This is a genomic window from Nocardia sp. NPDC051832, assembly GCF_040681285.1.
In the GTDB taxonomy this organism is placed as follows: Bacteria; Actinomycetota; Actinomycetes; order Mycobacteriales; family Mycobacteriaceae; genus Nocardia.
On sequence record NZ_JBFAYL010000003.1, the window covers coordinates 1,047,657 to 1,064,964 of the forward strand.

Consider the following 17,308-nt stretch of genomic DNA (forward strand, 5'->3'; position numbering starts at 1 on the left):
TCGGTTATTCCTTTGTCGGCGGAGACACCGTGACGACGAGTACGTTCACGGCGGCGAGCAGGGTGATGGCGAGGGACCAGGCGATCAGCCCGGTGAGTGCGGGGCCGGCCAGCGCGGCGACGCCCGCCAGGCCCTGCTGGATCAGCGCGCACCAGGTGACGGCCATCGCGCCGCCGGCGACCAGATGGCTGACGGCCTGCGCCGCGCTGTTGGGGAACAGGGTGGCCTGGCCGAAGGTCGCGGTGAGGTACCCGGCGAGGAAGATCGGCAGTGCCGGCGCCCGGGGCAGGTCGAGCAGCCAGACGACGGCGATGAGCGCGCAGCCCGCGAGCATGATCCAGGCGCCCTGCCGCATCATGGCGCGCGCCCCCAGTCGGCTGACGCTGCGCCGGACATAGGTCGCCCCGGCCAGGTAGGCCGCGCCGTAGAGGGCGCCGAACAGGCCGAAAACCCAGGGCGGCAACCCGAATCCGTCGGCGAAGAGGAACGCGGATTTCTGCTGGATCATCACGATGACGGCGAATCCGATCCCGCCCGCGCCCGCGGCGGCGACGAACGTCCGGTCGCCGAGGAGCCGTCGAGCGGTGCCCTTGGCCGGGGATTTCGGTTCCGGCGGCGGCAGCGAGACGCGCAGCGCGTAGGCGACCGGGACGACGGCGAGCGCGGCCAGCACGGCGAAGCCGTACCGCCAGCCGAGAGTTGAGGTGACGATGCCGCCGATCACCTGCCCGCCGCCGAGCGCCGCGACGAACGCCATCGACAGCAGCGCGAGTTGGCGCGCCAGCTCGGCGCCGCTGAACAGGTCTTTGACCATCATCCGGCCGACGACCGCGATGCCGCCCGCGCCGATCGCCTGAACAACGCGCAGGGACAGCAATTGCGGTGCGTTCGTGATCAGCGCCAGACCCGCGCTGGCGAGGATGAAGAGCAGCCCGGCCGCGACGAAGGCGGGCACCCGGCCGAAGCGTTCGGCCGCCCGCCCCCACGCCACCACCGGCAGCGCCGCGAACACCACGAACACGGCCACCGACAGTTGCAGGGTGCTTTCCCCGGCGCCGATGTCGGCGCCGAGCGCCGGCATGCTCGGCAGGTAGATCGTGGTCGCCATCTGCGCGACAACGACTGCACCGCAGGCGGTTGCGACAATGGCCCGGTGTGGCGCCGGGGAAGTCGATGTCCCGCCGGTCAGCTGCCGCACATTCATGCACACCCCTCCACCCACGGCAGTCCGGATTTCGGAGCCGTCTACAGGTCTACGTGGGTGGCCGGTGGTCCGAAACGGTTCCGCTCGCGCTGATTCGAGGGCAGCCAAAGTTCCTGTAACTAGACGCTATTCGTGTCGCGTCCGAACTCCAGCTAATTTCCAGCAACTTTACTGTACGCTCACGCCCGCCAGTAGCTGGGTGGCATCCGCCATCGCAGTGTGAACCGTTGCTTCCTTTCGAGATGGGTGGCGTTGTGACTGCAGGTGTGGAGGTTTCTGTCGACGCCGCGCAAGATTCGATCGCGGTGATCGGAATGGCCGCCCGAGTGCCGGGCGCCCCGAATGTCCAGGCGTTATGGGAACTGCTGTGCACCGAGGGTAACTCGATCGGCGAGGTGCCGGCGGCGCGTTTCACAGTGGACGACTACTACGACCCCGCGCCCGCGACGCCGGGGCGGATGATGAGTCGCTACGGCGGTTTCCTCGACGGCATCGAGGAATTCGACGCGCAGTTCTTCGGCATCTCCCCGCGCGAAGCCGAATGCATGGACCCGCAGCAACGATTGCTGATGGAGGTGGCGTGGGAGGCGTTCGAGGACGCCGGCCTGACGCTGGACGGCGCGGCCACGCTCAACGCCGCGGTGCTGATGGGCGTGATCACCAGCGATTACTGGGATCGCCAGTCGCACCGGATCCAGGATCTGGACGTGCACACCGTCGGCGGCAGCACCCGGGGCGGGAACGCCGGGCGAATCTCCTTCGCGCTCAACCTGCGTGGCCTGAGCGTCGCGGTCGACGCGGCTTGCTCGTCGTCGCTGGTCGGCGTGCACCTGGCGGTGCGCTCGCTGCGCTCGGGGGAGTGCGATGTCGCCTTCGCCGGCGGCGTCAACCTGATCCTCAACCCGGATCACGCGATCGGCTTCTCGCAGGGCCGGATGATGGCGCCGGACGGTCAGTGCAAAGCTTTCGACGCCCGCGCGGACGGCTATGTGCGCAGCGAAGGCGCGGGGGTCGTCGCCCTGAAACTGCTGTCCCGGGCGATCGCGGACGGCGACCGTATTCACGCGGTGATCCGGGGGAGCGCGGCCAGCAACGACGGACACGGCGAGACGTTCATGGCGCCGCAGGTCGCGGGTCAGAGCGCGGGCCTGCGGTCGGCGTATCGCGACGCCGGGATCGATCCGGGCAGCGTCGGCTACGTCGAGGCGCACGGCACCGGCACCAGCGTCGGCGATCCGGTGGAAATCGGTGCGTTGCACGAGGTTCTGGGCCGAGCCCGCCCGGCCGGGCAGCCGCTGCTGGTCGGATCGGTCAAGACGAACATCGGGCACACCGAGGGGGCTGCGGGCGTCGTGGGCCTGATCAAGGCGGCACTGTGCGTACGTGAGGGTTTCATCCCGCGCAGCCTCAACTTCCAGACGCCCAATCCCGCCATTCCCTGGGCCGACATCAACGTCGAAGTCGCGGCTCGCGCGCGCCCATGGCCGGCGGCGAACGGGCCGCGGCGGGCCGGGGTGAGCAGTTTCGGCATCACCGGAACCAATGTGCACGTGGTGCTGGAGCAGCCGCCGACGGTCCCGGCCGGTACCGCGGCCGCGGCACGTCCGGTCCTGCTGCCGATCTCCGCGCGCAGCGAGCAGGCGCTGACCCAGCTGGCGGCCGCCTATCGAGACCTGCTGCTGGACCGGGCGATTCCCCTACCCGACGTGGCCTGCTCGGCCGCGCTCCGCCGGACCCACCATGCCCAGCGGCTCGCCGTCGTCGCGGAGTCGCACGCGGAGGCGGTCGAACTGCTCGACGCCTACGCACGCGGCGCCTATACCGCGGGCATCGCCTGCGGTGATGCCGAGGACGACATCGATGCCCCGCACGCGACCGCGTGGATCTTCCCGGGTCAGGGCGGGCAGTGGCTGGGCATGGGGCGCGAGTTGCTCGTGACCGAGCCGGTTTTCGAGGCGAAGATCGCGGCCTGTGAACTGGCGATGGCCCCGCACATCGAATGGTCGCTGACCGCGGAACTCCTCGCCGCCCCGGCGGATTCGCTGCTGGACCGGATCGATGTGGCCCAGCCGGTGATCTTCGCGGTGCAGGTCGCGCTGGCCGCGCTGTGGCAGGACCGGGGATTGGCGCCCGATGTGGTGGTGGGGCATTCGATGGGTGAGGTCGCGGCCGCGCACGTCGCCGGGATTCTCGATCTGGACGATGCCGCGTTGCTGATCTGCCGGCGCAGCGCGTTGCTGCGCACCACCAGCGGCCAGGGCGTGATGGCCGCGGTCGACCTCGCACCCGACGCGGCGCGGGAACTCGTGGCCGCGCGGCCCGGGGTCTCGGTCGCGGTCTGCAACGGCCCGGACTCCTGTGTGCTCGCCGGTGACGAGGCCGCGATCACGCGGATCCTCGCGGAGCTCGACGCGTGCGGGGTATCCGGCCGCCGGGTCAACGTGGATGTCGCCTCGCACAGTCCGCAGATGGATCCGCTGCGCGCCGAGCTGCTGGAGCTGCTGGCCCCGATTCGGCCGCGGACGGGCCGCATTCCGCTGCGCTCGACGGTGCACGGAGAGGTCGTCGACGGGACGGCGCTCGGGCCCGGATACTGGATGGACAACCTGCGCGAGCCGGTGCTGTTCGGCACGGTCATCCAGCGGCTCGCGGACACGGGTGTCGATACCTTCGTCGAATTCAGCCCGCACCCGCTGCTGGTGTCGGCGGTGCAGCGCAATCTGCAGTTCCGAGGCAGGGCCGGGATCACCGTCGCGACCATGTCCCGGGACAGCCACGGTCCCACCGCGCTGCTCGAGGCGATCGCGGAGCTGTACGTCGCGGGACGGCCGGTTCCCTTTGCGGCCCTGGTCGATTCGAAGGCCAGATATGTTCCGCTCCCGGCCTATCCGTGGCAGCGCGAACGCTACTGGCGGGACGAGCTGGGGCTGCCCGGCGTGGCGCCCGCGAGTGGGCTGGTGACCAGCACGGCGGTCCCGGCGCATCCGATGATCGGCTCCTATCTGCGGCTGGCTCCCGGGGATTCCTATCTCTGGGACGTCGACCTGGATCTGGGCCGCCTGCGCTACCTCGCCGAGCACCTCGTCCACGACATTCCGATCCTGCCCGGCGCCGCCTATCACGAGCTGGCGCTCGCGGCGGGCCGCCAGATCCACGGCCCGACCGCGTTCTCGGTCCGTGAGCTGAGCTTGGAGCGCGCGTTGTTCCTCGCCGCGGACGCTCCGTCCCGGCTGCAGATCTGTTGCACCGAAGAAGATCTCGGCGTGTACCGCTGGGACTGCTACACCGAGGACGGCGGCTGGGTGCTGGTGGCCACGGCGGTGCTGCACAGCGAACCCGACCTCGCCGCCGCGGTGGCCGTCATCCCGCCGGATCCGGCGGCCTTCCCCGAATGTCTGGATATCGCGGAACATTACGCGGCGTCCATGGCCCGGGGGATCGTGCAGACCGGACCCTTCCGAACGCTGACCTCGCTGCGGCGCGCACCGGGGCGGATCCTGGCGGAGTTCACCGTCGACCCGTCGATCGCGGCGGACCTCGGCCGGCACGTCCTGCATCCGGCGCTGCTGGATTGCGCACTGCAACCGCTGATGTCGCTGCTGCACGGGACCGAGGTCGCGCACGACACGTATCTGCCCGTCGGCACGGCCCGATGCTATGGCCAGGGCCAGCCGACGCCGGGCGCGGCGCTGTGGTGCACCGTCACCCGGACCTCGCCCGCCGACGAGGTCGATCTCGTGCGCGGCGACATCCTGATCGGCGACAGCTCGGGGCGCCACCTGCTCACCATCGAGGATTTCCAGCTGAAGCGGCTCGGCGGCGACCTGCCCGAACTGTTCCGGCAGCGAGCGGGCAATCTGCGCTACGACCTGAGCTGGGTGCCGGTCGAGCCATGCGCGCCGAGCGCCGCGGCGGGCACGGTGCTGGTCATCGGCGACGACGCGGCCGTGCGTGATGTCCTGGTCCGGCACGGCGTCGACGTGGTGTGCGCGGCGCCCGCGGCGGATTGGGCGGCCCTGGTCGAGGATCACGTACGGACTGTGCTCTACGTGCACGCCGGCGCCGATATCGAGAAAACCCGCACCGCTGTGGAATTGGTACAGGAGCTGGCCACCCTGCCGATTCCGCCGCGGCTGTGGTTCATCACCCGGGATGCGCACGCACTGTCCCCCGCCGCCGAGGTCGATCCCCTGCATACCGCCCTGTGGGGTCTCGGTCGTGTGGTGCGCTACGAGATTCCGGATGTCCGGTGCTCGATGCTGGATCTGCCCGCGCTGCCCACGGCGGCCGAGTTGTCCGCGCTGTGCGCCGAAATCTGCGCGGACGGACCGGAAGACGAGATCGCGCTGCGTGGCGACGGCCGGTACGCCGCTCGGCTGATACCCGGGCATCTGCCCGAGGAGCAGGAGACACCGGTGCGGTCCGACGCCACGTATCTGATCGCGGGCGGACTCGGCGGCGTCGGATTGCTCACGGCCCGTTGGCTTGTCGACCACGGCGCGCGGCACGTCGTGCTCACCGGACGCGGTGCGCCCGACGAGGTGACCAGCCAGCACCTGGCGGGTTTGGCGCTCGACGGCGCCGACATTCGCGTCGTCCGAGCGGATGTCGCCGACTTCGATCGGATGACCGAGGTCTTCGCCGACATCGCGGCGACCATGCCGCCGCTGCGCGGCGTGGTGCATTCCGCGGTCGTGCTCGCGGACGGCATCCTCGCCCAGCTCGGCGCCGAGAAGTACCTCGCGGTGATGCCGCCCAAGGTGCACGGGGCCTGGAATCTACACCGGCTCACCGAGCATCTGGACCTGGACTTCTTCGTCCTGTACTCCTCGGCGGCGTCGCTGATCGGCTCACCGGGACAGGGCAATTACGCGGTCGCCAACGCCTACGTCGACGGGCTCGCGCACTACCGCGCCGCCCGCGGCCTGCCCGCGCTCAGCGTGAACTGGGGGCAGTGGACGAACACCGGCCGGGTCGCCAAGGCCGAGCACGATCTGCGGCTGGCCGAGCGCGGCTTCAAGGGATTCGACCCGGCCGACGGGTTGGCCATCCTCGGCCGGCTGCTGGGCGGGCCGCACGTGCAGACCGCGGTGATGTCCTTCGACCCGATCGTGTGGGCCCGGGACTTTCCGGCGCTGCGCAGCGGATCACTGCTGCGCGATCTCGAGACCGATTCGGGGACAGCTGTTTCCGTCGTCAACCGGATGGATCTGGAACTTCAGGACGACGTCTCGGCGCACGCGCTGATCACCTCGTATCTGTGCGGGCAGATCGCCAAGGTGGTCAAGACCCCGCCGGCGCGCGTGCAAGGCAGCCAGCGTTTGAACCGTCTCGGCATCGATTCGCTGATGGCGGTGCAACTGCGCAACCGGATCGCCGAGGATCTGGAAACCACGATCCCCGTGGCGATCTTCCTGCAGCGCGGGACGATCGCCCAGGTGGCGACGCACATCCTCGACGCCATCCGGACACCGGACGGGAGCGCCGAGGCAGCACTGAACTGACCGCGCACGGCGACGGCCCGCGCCTGCACTCAGGCGCGGGCCGGCACCGGCCGGATCAGAGGGTCGCGAGGTCGAAGGCGGCGGCCATCGCGGCGTAGCCTGCGGCGTTCGGGTGCTTGTGATCGCCGGAATCGAAAGCGGCATTCAGCTTTTCCGGGTCGGCCGGGTCGGCGACGGCGGCATGGAAGTCGACCACCGCGTCGTATTCGCCACTGGTGCGCAGCCATTCGTTGAAGGCCCGGATCTTGGCCGCGGAGGTGTCGTTGTAGTACTCGGCGCCCTTCATCGGCAGCAGGGTCGCGCCGACCACGGTGAGCCCCGCCCGGTGCGCGCGGGCGATCAGGTCGCGGTGGCCTTCGATGAGCTGCTCCACGGTCACCCGCGGGTTGGGCTTGTAGGTCGGCAGGTCGACTTCGGAGAAGCCGATGTCGTTGAGTCCGCCGAAGACGATCACTGTGCGTACACCGCTTTTGGCGAGCACATCGCGGTCGAAGCGGTGCAGGCCGCTCTCCCCGAACCAGGCCGAGTCGCTGCGGATCATGTTGCCGCCGATGCCGGCGTTGAGCACGGTGCGCGGCGTGCCGGCCGCGGCGAGGCGTTCGGCGAGCGCGTCGGGGTAGCGGTTGTCGGCGTCGTTGTCCGAACCGAAGCCGTCGGTGATGGAATCGCCGAACGCGGCGATCGTTCCGGCGGTGCTGGTGCTGCCGGTCATCTCCAGATCGCTGAGGTAGTACCAGGAGTGGGTCGCCTCGGTGAACGCCGCGCCGTCCGGGTCCGCCACTCGGTTGCCGGCGGCCCGGAAAGTGCTGGCGTAGCCCTGGGCGTGGAAGGTCGCGGGTCCGGTCTGCTCCGCTAGGTGCAGCGTGATCGTCGCCGATTCGAACGGCGCCAGGCGCAGTTCCGCCGAGTCGCTGGTCACCTGCTGACCGGCTGCGACTGTCACCGCCTCCGCGCCACCGAAACGCAACGGCCGCAGGGTATCCGGGTGCACCCGGGCGCCGTCCTCGGTGCGGCCGATGGTGGCCGCGGCGATCCGCAGGTCGCCTGGACCGTAGCGGTTGGACAGGGTGATGCGGGCCGCGGTGCCGCCGCCGGTGACCCGGATGACCTGTCGCACAGTCTGATCGGCGAAACCCGTCAGGGACCAGTTCGGCTCGAAGCCGATGCTGGGCTGTTGCATGGGGACCGCCCAGGCGGTGGTCCAGGTGTTCGCCGGTCCGGGGTCGGCCGTGGTGTTCGCGTAGACAGCGGCTGTGGCGGTGACCGCGACGGCGGCGGTGGCCATGGTGAGCAGTTTCCAAGTACGCATTGCCTCTTCCATTCTCTGAGTTGTGTTGCTGAACAGGGGATTACGAGCGGCGATCGAGCGCACCGGAGAGGAGCGCGACGGCGAGGGCCGCGGTGGCCAGCAGCGCGCCGATCCAGAGCGGCGCGGTCAGGCCGAGACCTCGATCGATGGCGGCGGCGCCCAGCCAGGAGGCGACGGCGATGCCGATATTGAAGGCGGAGATATTGGCCGCCGAGGCCAGCGGCGATTCGCGCCCGGCGGACTCCAGGACGCGCATCTGCACGGCGGGCACGAGGGCGAAACCCGCCGCGCCGAGCGCGAAGAGGGTGAGCGTGGCGCCGACCGCGTGCTGCGCGGTGAACCCGAAGAGCAGCAGCACCACGGCCAGCGCCGCCAAAGCGCCGGTCAGAGTGCGCATCAGCGCCTTGTCGGCCAGGCGGCCACCGCCGATATTGCCGGCGAACAGGCCGAGCCCGAACACCACGAGCAGCCACGGCACGGCCGCCTCCGGCAAGCCGGTGACCTGGGTCAGGATCGGCTGTAGGAAGGTAAACGCGGCGAATACGGCGCCGAAGCCGAGCGCGGTGATCAGCAACGCCAGCCACACCTGCACCCGTGCGAACACGGCCCATTGCGCACGCAGACCGTCGGATTCGTCGCGCGGCTGACGCGGAACCAGCAAGGCCGTCGCGAGGAGCGCGAGGACGCCGACGGCGGTCACGGCCCAGAAGGTGGCGCGCCAGCCGAAGAGCTGACCGAGCCAGGTTCCCAGCGGCACCCCGGCCACATTCGCCACGGTCAGTCCGGTGAACATCAGCGCGATGGCGCTGGCCCTGCGGTCCGGCGCGACCAGACCGGCCGCGACGATCGAACCGATGCCGAAGAACGCGCCGTGGGTGAGGGCGGCGACGATCCGCCCGGTCATCAGCAAGCCGTAGCCGGGTGCGAGCGCCGAGAGCAGATTGCCCGCGACGAAGATGCCCAGCAGCACCGAAAGCATTGTCTTGCGCGAGATCCGGGCGCCCGCCGCGGTCATCAGCGGAGCTCCGATCGCGACACCCGCCGCGTAGCCGGAGACCAGCAGACCCGCCGTGGGGATCGAGACGTGCAGATCCGCGCTGATCACGCCGAGCAGGCCCACGATCACGAACTCGGTCAGTCCGATGCCGAAGGCGCCGAGCGCCAGCGCCAGCAGGGCCAGGGGTGCTCGTCCCGCGGTTGCCGGTTGGGGCGCCGCCAATGTCGTTGTCATGCTGGGTTGAACCACACTAATGGGAAAATTGTTCCATTAGTGTATTGCCGGGTCCGAGCGGGCGCACTACTGGCCGGCGAGCACCGCCGCGATGGTCTGGGCCGCCGCCGGGAAGCCCTGCGGGTTCGGGCCGGTGAAGTTCAGTCGCAGGAACGGGCCCGAAGGTTCGGCCGGGAACCACTGGTGCCCGGGGGCGACGTACACGCCTCGGGTTTCGCAGTCCCGGACCAGTCGATCGGTGTCGGCGCCGTCGGGCAGGCGGGCCCACAGATGCAGTCCGCCCTTGGGCACGTGGTCGATATGCAGGCCGGGGGCGTGCTCGCGCAGACTCTCGGCGAGCAGGTCGCGCCGCTCCCGGAGCTGACCGCGCAAGCGGCGCAGATGAGTTCGCCAGCCCGGATCGGTGACGACTCCGAGCGCGGCCTCTTGCAGGACACCGCTCACATACAGGGACTCCGCCGAACGGTCGGCGAGGAGTCGCTCGCGGACCGGACCACGAGCGATGAGCGCGCCGATCCGGATGGCGGGGGACATGCTCTTGGTCAGCGAGCGGAGGTAGACGACGTGGCCCGCGGTGTCCCGGGCGGCGACCGGCCGGGGATCGGAATCGATGCCGAAATCGTGGGCCCAGTCGTCCTCGACCAGGAACGCGCCGTGCGCGCGCACCAGATCCGAGATGACCTCGGCGCGGTCCGGAGACCATTGGGCCCCGGTCGGATTCGCGTAGTTCGGCTGGACGTAGAGGGCGCGCGCCCGGGTCTCGCCTAAGGCTCGGTCGAGGGCGTCCGGGTCGGGGCCTTCGGCGTCGCTCGGCACCGGAACCAGGTGCGCGCCCGCTTGCCGCGCGGCGAGGATCGCGCCCCAGTAGGTCGGCGATTCGATCAGCAGCGGCTGCCCCGGGGGGACCAGGGCGCGGAAGATCGAGGTGAGTCCGCTCTGGCTGCCGGGGACGACGAGCACATCGTTGGCCGTGGGCCCGGCCAGTCCGGCCGGCGTCAGGTCGGCCAGCTCGGTCGCGAACCAGGAGCGGAGGTCAGGCAGCCCGGCGGAGGTGGAACGGGAGGTCGCCGACGCGCCCCGGGCCGCGCGGACCAGGGCCGCGCGGACCAGCCGGCCGGGCAGCAGCTCGGCTTCGGGATAGCCGGAGTGGAGTTCCTGCGCGCCCGGCGGCGCGGTGCGCAGGGCGGCCGCCGAACCCGGGGAGGTGCCGCGCGGCGAGCCCAATGCGGCGGTCTGCCAACCGTAATCCTGCGGCCGGGCCGAGCGCGGGGTTCGGACGAAGTTGCCCACGCCCGGCCGGCATTCGATCAGGCCCTCCGCGGCGAGTGCGCGAATGGCCTTCTGGACCGTGACCGGGCTGGCCGCGTACTCGGCGACCAGGTGCCGGGTGGACGGCAGCCGCGCGCCTGGGGCGGCGGTCCCGATCCAGGCGCGGATTCCGTCCGCTAAGCGACTGCTGCTATCGTTGAACATGTCAGTTCAGAGTAGCGCTACTGTCAATATCGACACTCCGCTATCGCTCAGATCGGCCGGTTTGGCCTGGGGCTTCGTGGGCGTGGCGGCCTTCTCGTTCACCATGCCCCTCACGCGCGTCGCGGTCGGCGGGCTGTCTCCGCTGTTCATCGGATCCGGCCGTGCGGTGGTCGCGGCAGTGCTCGCCGGGATCGCCCTGGCGGCCACCCGCCAGGCCGTTCCGAGGGGAAATCACTGGCTGCGGCTTGCCGTCGTCGCGGCCGGAGTGGTCGTCGGTTTCCCGGTCCTCACCTCCTACGCCCTCACCGTGACACCGGCGAGCCACGGCGCCATCGTCGTCGGCCTGCTGCCCGCGGCCACCGCCGTGTCGGCCGTACTCCGCACCGGCGAACGTCCCACCCGCGCCTTCTGGCTCTTCTCCCTGGCGGGCGCGATCGCCGCGGTCGGCTTCGCGCTCCTGCAAGGCGGCGGCCTCGGCCGGCTGCACTGGGCCGACCTGCTCCTCTTCGGCGCTGTGCTCTCCGCCGCGATCGGCTACTCCGAAGGCGCGCTGCTGGCACGCGAGATCGGCTCCTGGCAGACCGTGTCCTGGGCACTGATCCTGTCGTCGCCGCTGATGTTCACGCTGACCGCCGTCGCTGTCGCCGAGCAGCCCCCGTCCGCGACTCCCCTCGAATGGGCTTGCTTCGCCTACCTTTCCGCGATCAGCATGTACCTCGGCTTCTTCGCCTGGTACCGCGGCCTCGCCATCGGACCGATGTCGCGCGTCAGCCAAGTCCAGCTCGTTCAGCCCATCATGAGTATCTGCTGGGCGGCGCTGCTGCTCGGCGAGCACATCGACGCGCTCACCTTCGCCGGCGGCCTCGTGGTCATCGCCTGTGCGGGCGGCGCGGTGCGCAGCCGGTTGCGTCCGGCTTGATCAGCCGGCGGTCCACAGGCGCAGTTTCTCCGGGTTGCGGATCACCCAGATGCGGGTGATCCGCTGGTCGGCGATGTCGAAGGCGTAGACCGAGACGATGCTGCCGCCGAGCTCGGCGACCAGGCCCGGCTGGCCGTTGACCGTGCGTTCGGCCAACGTGACCTTCGCGCCGCGGGCGGCGATCTCCATCCAGCTGCGCGCGATCCGCTCGCCGCCGATGATCGGTTCGCGGAAGGCCGGAGCGCGTCCGCCGCTGTCCGCGGTCGCCGTCGCGTTCGGATCGAGCAAGTCGACCAGCGCCGCCAGATCGTTTGTCTCCCAAGCACGTTTGAAGTCCCGGACCACCTCGGAGCGCTCGCCGGCCGACGGGCTGCGCGAGGTATCGATGCGGCGGCGGGCGCTGGAGGCGAGCTGGCGGCAGGCCGCGGGGGTGCGGCCGACGATGTCGGCGATCTCGGCGAAGGAGTAGCGGAAGACGTCGTGCAGCACGAACGCCACCCGCTCGGCGGGCGTCATCGAATCGAGCACCACCAGAAAGGCCATGCTGATCGACTCGTCGAGGGTGACCCGATCGGCGGGATCGGCGGAGCCGCCGAACCACTCGGAGTGTCCGGGCACCGGCTCCGGAATCCATTCGCCCACATACTGTTCCCGCCGTTTGCGGGCTGAGCCGAGCAGGTCGAGGCAGATGCGCCCGGCGACCGTGGTCAACCACGCGCCGGGCGCCACCACCTCCTGCCGCCGGGGCTCAGGGAGCGCGTACCAGCGCGCGTAGGTCTCCTGCACCACGTCCTCGGCTTCGGTCAGCGAGCCGAGCAGTCGATAGGCGAGGTTGATCAGCTGGCGGCGTTCACTGATCACCGCGCTCAGCTGCGGATCGGTCATGGTGTGCGGCTCCTTCGGTCGACGCCCCTTACCGGAACCGACGAAACAGCGGCCCGAATCGTCAGGCCTGACATTCCGCTCGGCTACGTCGTCGGAAGGTGGTATCGCTTTCCAGCAGAGCAGGAGTTCCGGACATGATCAAGATCGGCATCATCCTGGGCAGCACCCGGCCCAACCGCAACGGCCCACAGGTCGCCCAGTGGGTCCTGGACACGGCATCGGCGCGCGGCGACGCCGAGTTCGACCTCATCGACCTGCGCGATCACCCGCTCCCGCACCTCGACGAGCCGGTGCCCCCGATGTTCGGCCCCTCGGTGCACGCGCACACCCGCGACTGGGCCGAGCGGATCGCCCCCTTCGACGGTTTCGTCCTGGTGACCCCGGAATACAACGGCGGCATCCCTGGCGTACTGAAGGACGCCCTGGACCACCTGTCCGCCGAATGGACCGACAAGGCAATCGGATTCGTCTCCTACGGCGTCAGCGGCGGCGCCCGCGCGGTAGCCCAGCTGCGCGGCATCTGCAGCACCCTGGGCATGGCCGACGTCAGCCGCCCGGTCGAACTCTCGGTCCTCGCCGATTTCGAGAACCACACCACCTTCACCCCGCGCGACCACCACGTCACAGCCCTGCACAAAACCCTGGATCAACTCCTCGCCTGGAGCGCCGCCCTGGCCCCCTTGCGATCCGCCACAACCACTTTCGCCACCTCCTGAGGAGCCCGGCCATGACCACCCAGTCAGTCACCGAAGAAGCCCGGATCCGCGGCCAGATCGACAAGCTGATCGCCGGTCTGCAAGCCAAAGACCTCGACACCCTCGCGCAGCTCTACACGCCCGATGTCCTCTCCTTCGACATCGAGCCGCCGCTCCAGCACGCGGGCCGCGCCGCCAAACTCCAGAACTGGTCGAAAGTCTTCGAGTTCTTCGACACCGTCACCTATGAACTCCGCGACCTGTCGTTCACAGTCGGCGCCGACATCGCCTTCGGTCACGCCTTCGGCCGCCTCAGCGGCACACTCCGCAACGGACAGCCGACCGCCGGCATGTGGGTCCGAGCCACCTTCGGAATGCGAAAGATCGACGACGCCTGGCTCATCGCCCACGATCAAGTCTCCGTGCCTCTCGACATCACCACCGGTAAAGGGGTCCTCGACCTGGAACCCTGATGCTTCACGGGATGGTGATGAAGCCTTGGGCGGCCATCCATTCGCGGGCGACGGTGGCGGGTTCGCGGCCTTCGACGTCGACCTTGCGGTTGAGGTCGGTGACGGATTCATTGGTCAGCAGGCGGGAGATCGGGGTGAGGACTTCGATCACCTTGGGGTGGGCTTCGGCGAAGTCCGCGCGCATGACCAGGGCGGCGTTGTACTGCGGGAAGAAGCTCAGGTCGTCTTCGAGGAGACGGAGGTCGAGGGCGGGGATGCGGCCGTCGGTGGCGGCTACCGAGCCGAAGCGGCATTGGCGGGCGTCGGCGGTGGATTGGTAGACGATGGCGTCGTCGACGACCTGTTTTTGCACTTTGCCGGCATCGATGCCGTATTTGCGGACCACGCCCGGGAATCCGTCCTGGCGGACGCTGAATTCGGTGCCGACGCAGGTGGCCGCGGCGGCGGGGTCGGTATTCACCAGGTTCGCGTACTGAGACAGGGTTTTCACGCCGGTTTCCTCGGCGGTGCGGGCGCTGGTCGCGATGGCGTAGGTGTTGTTCATGGGAGCCATTGCGGCCCAGACCATTCCGTGGGCCGTGCGATCGGCATCCCGGACCGCCTCGAACTGCGGTTGCGAACCGGCGACGGGGGATTCGTTGCCCAGATAGTTGATCCAGCCGGTGCCGGTGTAGTCGTAGGCGATGTCGACCTGGCCGCGGACCTGGGCGTCGCGCAGGCTGTTGGAGCCGACGATGTCAGTCAGGTCGCGGACCTCGGCTCCGGCCGCGTCCAGCGCGAAGGCGATGATCAAGCCGAGGATTTCCTGTTCGGTGAAGTCCTTGGAACCCACTGTGATTCGCACGCCCTGGAGCTCGGGGATCGGCTGGATGCTGCCAGGATTCACTACCAGGGGAACCGAACGACCGGCTTCCAGCCCGCAGGAGGCGACTAGCACTACGGTGAGCATGGTCGCGAATGCCACACAGCCGCGCCGGATTCGCGCTCTCATCGCAGCCCCTTGGGTCCGAGATAACGTTCGGCCAGAGCCCCTACCCAGTCGACGAGCAGCGCCAGCGCGACCGCCAGCAGCGCGCCGAGCCAGAGGGTGACGTTGTCGCGCAGCTTGTAGCCGGTATCGATGAGAATGCCCAGGCCGCCTGCGCTAACCAGGAACGACAGCGTCGCGCTGCCCACTGCCAGCACCAGCGAAGTCCGCAGTCCGGCAAGGATGTACGGCACGGCGAGCGGGAACTCGACTCGGCGCAGCACCGTCGTGGCCGACATGCCCTGCCCGCGTCCAGCATCGATCAGGGTGGGATCGACCTGCTGATAGCCGAGGATGGTGTTGCGCAGCACCGGCAACAGCGCCAGCAGCACGATCGGCGCGACGCCGATCCAGAAGCCGGTGGTGCGGGTGATCAGATAGAACAGCACGATCAGGCCGATGGCCGGCGCGGCCGCCCCGATATTGGCGACGCCGACGAAAAGCGGTGCAAGACGGCGCAATCGGGGCCTGGTGAGCGCGGTGCCGAGGGGAACCGCGAGGACGAGGACGATCGCGACCACCGTCATGGTGATGAGCAGATGCTCCCAGGTGACGGTGGCGATATTGCTCGCGGTGAGACTGGCCTGCTGGGTGGCGGTGAGCTCCCGAGCGAACGCCCACACCAGCACGCCCGCACTGAGCAGCACGGCGAGCACCGGCTGCGCGAAGAGCCGGATCCGTTCGGCGCGGCGTTCGGTCTGCGCGGTCATGCCGAGCCGGTGTGGGTCGCGCGGAGGGCCGACAGGTGCGAGACCAGCGTGTCGATGGTGATCAGTCCCGCGTACACCCCGCGGCGGCCGGTGACGACGGCGTTCGCGGTGCTGTCGGCGAGCAATGCCTCCAGAGCGGCCTGGAGCGTGGATCGCAGCGAAACGCCCTCGCCCACCGGCGTTCCCACGTGATGCAAGGATTCCGCTTGTTCGAGCAAGGGGACTGTGACCCAGCGCGAAGGACGCCGTTGCGCGTCGAGCACCAGCCCGAAGTCCTTGTCGCTCTCGGCGATCGCCGCGCGCAGCGCCGCCACCGAATCGGTCTCCAGCGCGGTCGCGCAAGCCCCGAGCTCGACATCCTCGACCCGGGTGAGCGTGAGTTGTTTCAGCGCCGCGTCGGCGCCCACGAAGCCCGCTACCGTCGCATCCGCGGGCTCGGCCAGGATCGCCCCCGGAGTGTCGTATTGCAGGACACGAGACTGGTTGCCCAGCACCGCGATTCGATCCCCGAGTTTCACGGCCTCGTTGAAATCATGGGTGACGAACACGATCGTCTTCCGCAATTCCGCTTGCAGCCGCAGTAATTCGTCTTGCAGCAGCCCGCGCGTGATCGGATCCACCGCGCCGAACGGCTCATCCATCAACAGCACCGGAGGATCCGCGGCGAGCGCCCGCGCGACACCGACCCGCTGCTGCTGACCGCCGGAGAGCTGCCGTGGATAGCGATCCCGGAACGTGCCCGGATCCAGCCCGACCAGATCCAGCATCTCGTCCACGCGAGCACTGATCTTCTTGCGGTCCCACCCGATCAACCCGGGCACGGTGGCGACATTCTTCGCGACCGTGAGGTGCGGAAACAGCCCGGCCTGCTGAATGGAGTACCCGATCCCACGGCGCAACTGATCCGGATTCACCGCCGCGGCGTCCTGCCCGCCGATCGTGATCGTCCCCGAACTGGGTTCGATCAGCCGGTTGATCATCCGCATCGTCGTCGTCTTCCCGCACCCCGACGGCCCGACCAGCACCACGGTCTCCCCGGCCGGGATGGTCAGCGACACCTCCAGCACCGCCGGATCCCGTTGCCCGGAATAGCTTTTGGTGACCGCGTCGAGCACGATCTCGACCCCGGACACGGCCGGTTCGACGGTCTCACTCACGAATACCCCCGGGTGTGGTCAGTCGTCCGGCGAGGACGAGCAGGAGATCGAGCAGCAGCGCCAGCACGACGATCAGCACCGTGCCGGTCAGTGCCTGCGGCACCGCGGTCGGTGTGCCGAGCCGCGACAGCCCGGAGAAGATGAGATTGCCCAGGCCCGGGCCTTTCGCATAGGCGGCGATGGCCAGAATGCCCATGATCAGCTGCGTGCTGATCCGCATTCCGGCGAGGATGGCCGGCCACGCCAGCGGCAGTTCGATCACCGCGAGCACCCGCAGCCGGTTCATGCCGACGCCGCGCGCCGCATCGGTGACGGCGGGATCGACGGACGACAATCCCACGATCGTATTGCGCAGAATCGGCAGCAGCGCGTAGAGCACCAGCGCGGTAATGGTGGGCGGAACACCCAGCCCGAGAACGGGAATCAGGATCCCCAGCAGCGCGAAGGACGGGATGGTCAGGATGATGCTCGCGGCGGCGGTCGCGGCCGCCGAGCCGGCGGGACTGCGATAGACCAGCGCCCCGATCGCGATCGACACGACCGCGGCGATCAGCACCGACTGCACCACCGCCGAGACATGCAGATAGGAATCCGTCATCAATTGCTGACGGTGGTCGGTGACGTAGTCCCACAGCGTATCCAGTGCCCTGCCCTCCCTCAGGTCGGCATCGCGGTGAGCCTATCGTCAAAGCGGCTACGCTGCTGAGCAATTCAGGACAAC

The 17,308-nt window shown here is 69.3% G+C and carries 13 protein-coding genes; 4 read left to right on the plus strand and 9 right to left on the minus strand.

Translation table 11 applies throughout. The annotated features are described in order from the left end of the window. Positions 1 to 4: 4 nt before the first annotated feature. On the minus strand, positions 5 to 1,204 hold the full coding sequence (locus AB0M14_RS22530) for an MFS transporter (protein WP_364997934.1): 1,200 nt from the start codon (positions 1,202 to 1,204) through the stop codon (positions 5 to 7). 254 nt (positions 1,205 to 1,458) lie between these two features. Between AB0M14_RS22530 and AB0M14_RS22535 the strand changes: the two genes are divergently transcribed. Further along, positions 1,459 to 6,708, plus strand: coding sequence for a type I polyketide synthase (locus tag AB0M14_RS22535; protein ID WP_364997936.1), 5,250 nt, complete (start codon positions 1,459 to 1,461; stop codon positions 6,706 to 6,708). Between the two features lie 55 nt (positions 6,709 to 6,763). On the opposite strand, the gene AB0M14_RS22540 is transcribed toward AB0M14_RS22535, so the two are convergent. The 3 genes from AB0M14_RS22540 to AB0M14_RS22550 all read right to left on the minus strand — a co-directional run bounded on the left by AB0M14_RS22540 (position 6,764) and on the right by AB0M14_RS22550 (position 10,721). Further along, the gene (locus tag AB0M14_RS22540) at positions 6,764 to 8,017 is read right to left on the minus strand and encodes an SGNH/GDSL hydrolase family protein (RefSeq protein ID WP_364997938.1); all 1,254 of its coding nucleotides are present in this window, start codon (positions 8,015 to 8,017) and stop codon (positions 6,764 to 6,766) included. A 40-nt stretch (positions 8,018 to 8,057) separates the two neighbouring features. Next, positions 8,058 to 9,248 carry an MFS transporter gene (locus tag AB0M14_RS22545; protein ID WP_364997941.1) on the minus strand — a complete coding sequence of 397 codons (1,191 nt, stop codon included), beginning with the start codon at positions 9,246 to 9,248 and terminating at the stop codon, positions 8,058 to 8,060. Between the two features lie 66 nt (positions 9,249 to 9,314). Continuing rightward, positions 9,315 to 10,721: a PLP-dependent aminotransferase family protein gene (locus tag AB0M14_RS22550; protein WP_364997943.1), complete on the minus strand. Its 1,407-nt coding sequence runs from the start codon at positions 10,719 to 10,721 to the stop codon at positions 9,315 to 9,317. Here AB0M14_RS22550 and AB0M14_RS22555 point away from each other — a divergent pair. Further along, complete coding sequence (locus AB0M14_RS22555; protein WP_364997945.1) at positions 10,720 to 11,640, plus strand: DMT family transporter; 921 nt, start codon at positions 10,720 to 10,722, stop codon at positions 11,638 to 11,640. The genes AB0M14_RS22550 and AB0M14_RS22555 overlap by 2 nt on opposite strands. On the opposite strand, the gene sigJ is transcribed toward AB0M14_RS22555, so the two are convergent. Further along, the gene (gene sigJ, locus AB0M14_RS22560) at positions 11,641 to 12,525 is read right to left on the minus strand and encodes an RNA polymerase sigma factor SigJ (RefSeq protein ID WP_364997947.1); all 885 of its coding nucleotides are present in this window, start codon (positions 12,523 to 12,525) and stop codon (positions 11,641 to 11,643) included. It abuts the gene before it with no gap. 134 nt (positions 12,526 to 12,659) lie between these two features. Here sigJ and AB0M14_RS22565 point away from each other — a divergent pair, with 134 nt between their 5' ends. Both AB0M14_RS22565 and AB0M14_RS22570 read left to right on the plus strand, forming a co-directional pair. After that, complete coding sequence (locus tag AB0M14_RS22565; protein ID WP_364997948.1) at positions 12,660 to 13,241, plus strand: NAD(P)H-dependent oxidoreductase; 582 nt, start codon at positions 12,660 to 12,662, stop codon at positions 13,239 to 13,241. A gap of 11 nt (positions 13,242 to 13,252) precedes the next feature. Further along, on the plus strand, positions 13,253 to 13,693 hold the full coding sequence (locus AB0M14_RS22570; protein ID WP_364997950.1) for a nuclear transport factor 2 family protein: 441 nt from the start codon (positions 13,253 to 13,255) through the stop codon (positions 13,691 to 13,693). Positions 13,694 to 13,697: 4 nt separating this feature from the next. On the opposite strand, the gene AB0M14_RS22575 is transcribed toward AB0M14_RS22570, so the two are convergent. From AB0M14_RS22575 to AB0M14_RS22590, 4 genes are read right to left on the minus strand one after another with little or no spacing between them, the layout of a single operon-like run. Beyond that, positions 13,698 to 14,684 (minus strand): glycine betaine ABC transporter substrate-binding protein, encoded by a 987-nt coding sequence (locus AB0M14_RS22575; protein WP_364997952.1) that lies wholly within the window; start codon positions 14,682 to 14,684, stop codon positions 13,698 to 13,700. After that, positions 14,681 to 15,430, minus strand: coding sequence for an ABC transporter permease subunit (locus AB0M14_RS22580; RefSeq protein WP_364997954.1), 750 nt, complete (start codon positions 15,428 to 15,430; stop codon positions 14,681 to 14,683). The genes AB0M14_RS22575 and AB0M14_RS22580 overlap by 4 nt, the downstream gene beginning before the upstream one ends. Further along, a complete protein-coding gene (locus AB0M14_RS22585) occupies positions 15,427 to 16,587 on the minus strand; it encodes an ATP-binding cassette domain-containing protein (RefSeq protein ID WP_364997956.1) in 1,161 nt (386 codons plus the stop codon). Before AB0M14_RS22585 ends, AB0M14_RS22580 begins: the two co-directional genes overlap by 4 nt. Beyond that, entirely contained in the window at positions 16,580 to 17,230 is a 651-nt protein-coding gene (locus AB0M14_RS22590; protein WP_364999014.1) for an ABC transporter permease, read from the minus strand. The genes AB0M14_RS22585 and AB0M14_RS22590 overlap by 8 nt, the downstream gene beginning before the upstream one ends. Positions 17,231 to 17,308 lie beyond the last annotated feature (78 nt).